At 38.1% G+C, this 3,512-nt stretch carries 2 protein-coding genes and 1 pseudogene; all 3 read left to right on the top strand.

From position 1 onward, the window contains the following. A pseudogene (locus tag H131_RS25770) lies at nt 1-172 on the top strand (CsxC family protein); the annotation flags it as partial. Nucleotides 173-768: 596 nt separating this feature from the next. Beyond that, nucleotides 769-2,118, top strand: coding sequence for a tRNA (N(6)-L-threonylcarbamoyladenosine(37)-C(2))-methylthiotransferase MtaB (gene mtaB / locus H131_RS22850; protein WP_010861506.1), 1,350 nt, complete (start codon nt 769-771; stop codon nt 2,116-2,118). A gap of 650 nt (nt 2,119-2,768) precedes the next feature. Then, nucleotides 2,769-3,440: a deoxyribose-phosphate aldolase gene (gene deoC, locus H131_RS22845; protein WP_010861505.1), complete on the top strand. Its 672-nt coding sequence runs from the start codon at nt 2,769-2,771 to the stop codon at nt 3,438-3,440. Nucleotides 3,441-3,512 lie beyond the last annotated feature (72 nt).

The following is a 3,512-nucleotide window of genomic DNA, read 5'->3' as shown; positions in this document are numbered from 1 at the left end:
ACCTGAAGGTACTTTCAGCAAACTGCGCGAAAAAATTGTACTGGAACTTACTGTAAAAGTGCTACAAGTTCAACAAATCCGCCTTGCGGCAGGTAGTGTAGTAACGCCTGTTCTTTCAGGACTTACGCCTCCAGTTAGTCCTGCTAATGAACCTCCTACTAATCATTGGTAATCTCTAGTTTTTTAGAGGTGCAGAATAAATAAACGGGCAGTGCTATGCAAAAAAATCGGAGAATAAACAGCCCTGGAATATTTAAGGGGCACTGAAAAAATCCGAAATTTGAGTTGGCAGTTGAAAGTTCGGTTGAAACGAACTTTCAACTGCCTTTTGGCAATAATAACGAAATTAATTTCGAGTTTGGGCTTTTTTTCTTTTATATGTATATTTAGTAAATCGAAGTATTCTCTTTTTAAAGAATGTTTTTCATTTACATAGTTAGGATTGATGAGAATGAATAATTGCTATGAATGAGAGGGCTGATAGAAAAAGTTTTATTCATCAAAATATGTTCAATACCTCGTCTTTACTAAAGCATTTAATTTAGTAAATAAATAACTTTTAATAGGGGAATACTCTCATTTTGAATATATTGGAGCAACCAATTAAAAAGCCTTCCACTGACAGTTACTCAATATTATGGTGCCTGTTTTTTTATGCATTAAAATGCCTAGCCAAAAAGCTAGGCTCATTATATTTATTTGTGCTATTATAAGAAACGTTAATATTTAAATTTATTGCAGTGTACTCTTGAAAGGATGATATATATTATGAGTAACGAGCGACCAAAAATCGTGAGTTTCCATACTCTAGGTTGTAAAGTAAATCACTATGAAACTGAGGCAATTTGGCAGCTATTTAAAGAAGATGGTTATGATCGAACTGAATTTGAAAATCAAGCGGATGTTTATGTTATTAATACTTGTACGGTAACAAATACGGGTGATAAAAAGTCACGTCAAGTAATTCGTCGGGCAGTCCGTCAAAATCCTGATGCTGTTATTTGTGTTACAGGTTGCTATGCCCAAACGTCTCCGGCGGAAATTATGGCGATTCCTGGCGTTGATATTGTTGTAGGAACACAGGATCGTACGAAAATGCTTGGCTATATTGAGCAGTATCGCAACGAGCGCCAACCGATTAATGCAGTACGCAACATCATGAAAAATCGTGTATACGAAGAATTAGATGTACCTGCTTTTACAGATCGTACACGTGCATCACTGAAAATCCAAGAAGGCTGTAATAACTTCTGTACTTTTTGTATCATTCCATGGGCACGTGGCTTAATGCGATCTCGAGATCCTCAAGAGGTACTTCACCAAGCACAGCAACTGGTAGATGCTGGTTATCTTGAAATCGTTCTGACAGGAATTCATACAGGTGGCTATGGTCAAGATTTAAAAGACTACAACCTCGCACAATTGCTACGTGACTTAGAGACAAACGTTAAAGGGTTAAAACGTCTACGTATTTCTTCGATTGAAGCAAGTCAGTTAACAGATGAAGTGATCGAAGTATTACGAAAATCAAATATCGTTGTCAATCATTTACACATTCCGATTCAATCTGGCTCAGATACTGTTTTGAAAAGAATGCGTCGTAAATATACAATGGAATTTTTCGGTGAACGCTTAACAAAATTACATGAAGCTCTACCAGATTTAGCAGTCACTTCAGACGTGATTGTTGGTTTCCCGGGTGAGACAGAGGAAGAATTTATGGAAACGTATAACTTTATTCGTGACCATAAATTCTCAGAACTACACGTTTTCCCATTCTCTCCACGAACAGGTACTCCAGCTGCACGTATGGAAGACCAAATTGACGAGGACATTAAAAATGAGCGAGTTCACCGCTTAATCGCATTAAACAATCAACTCGCAAAAGAATATGCTTCGCGCTTTGAGAATGAAGTGTTAGAAGTGATTCCAGAAGAATATGTTCACGATGGAAGCGACGAAGAAGGTCTATTAACTGGTTATACAGATAATTATTTAAAAATAGTCTTTGAAGGTCCAGAAAACCTGATTGGTCAGCTAGTGAAGGTGAAAATTACACAAGCGGGCTACCCTCATTCTAAAGGGCAGTTTGTACGTGTATTAGAAACTGCAAAATAAAAACAAAAAGGATTGCCTATTTTTATGATAGGACAATCCTTTCAGATTAACGACAAAAGGTATTCGGAATGATCACATTCTGGATACCTTTTGAAATTTCATCAGAAATAGTAGTGACAAATGGCCCCTATTAACGACAGTAGTACGCGACGAGCAACTATTTTCTTTTTTTGGACCTTGTCATGTCCCATTAGCTAGCTTCTTCAATTGCATGGCAGCAAAAGTATGCATCGCCGGCATGGACAATTTTTTAATCCCTCGTAAGGTTGTCCAACGCATACGTAGGCGGTGACCTCTGCGGGAAAGCATGAGCGAAAAGACCCCGCAGGAGCGTAGAAACGAGGAGACTGAAGCCATGCCCGCGAAAAGCGTCCGCCGGAAATCAACGGGTCCCTATAGATACTTCTATGTTTAAAAGAAAAAAGCCTATAAAAAAACTTAATTTTTTGAGTTTGTCTACAGTCTAAAACGATTACCCATTTTTATGATTTTTTGATGAATTAGATAATAATCCGTTTTTTTGCGCAACATATGCAGATTTCTAAATAATAGAGGGTAATTACTCAATAGTAAGAAATTAGACGGCAACGTAAATAAATGGTATCATTTCAGAGAGGTACGTACAACTTGAAAAGAAGGAGTGTTTTACTATGAAAACGAATTATGCGAGTATGATTGATCACACGTTATTAAAGGCTGAGGCAACGAAAGAGCAAATTGAAAAACTTTGTGTGGAAGCGAAACAATTCGGCTTTGCATCTGTTTGTGTAAATCCAACATGGGTTAAATACAGCAGTGAGCTTTTACAAAACTCAAATGTCTTAGTTTGTACAGTAATTGGCTTCCCTCTAGGCGCTAATACACCTGCTGTAAAAGCTTTTGAGGCAAAAGATGCGATTGCAAATGGTGCAAAAGAAGTGGACACGGTCATCAATGTTGGCGCGTTAAAGGATAAAAATTTTGACTTTGTACAAGCGGATATTGCTGCAGTAGTAGAAGCTGCGAAAGGCAGTGCGATCGTTAAAGTTATTATCGAAGCATGTCTACTTACGGAAGAGGAAAAAGTAAAAGCATGTGAGCTTGCAGTTGCGGCTGGGGCTGATTACGTAAAAACGTCAACAGGTTTTTCTTCAGGTGGAGCAACAGCAGAGGATATTGCATTAATGCGTAAAACAGTTGGTCCAGAACTAGGTGTTAAGGCATCAGGTGGTGTACGTAGCTTAGAAGATATGCAAAATATGATTGATGCAGGGGCAACACGAATCGGTGCAAGTTCAGGTGTAGAAATTATGAATGGATTAATTGCTGATTCAAATTATTAAGATGATTTGCATATGGAAGAAAGGGGTAGTTCATCATGAACTACCCCTTTTAGATGTGCGCCCGGCATGCGT

The organism is Lysinibacillus sphaericus OT4b.31 (assembly GCF_000392615.1).
Taxonomy (GTDB): Bacteria; Bacillota; Bacilli; order Bacillales_A; family Planococcaceae; genus Lysinibacillus; species Lysinibacillus sphaericus_B.
This window is presented reverse-complemented; position numbering and strand designations above follow the sequence as displayed.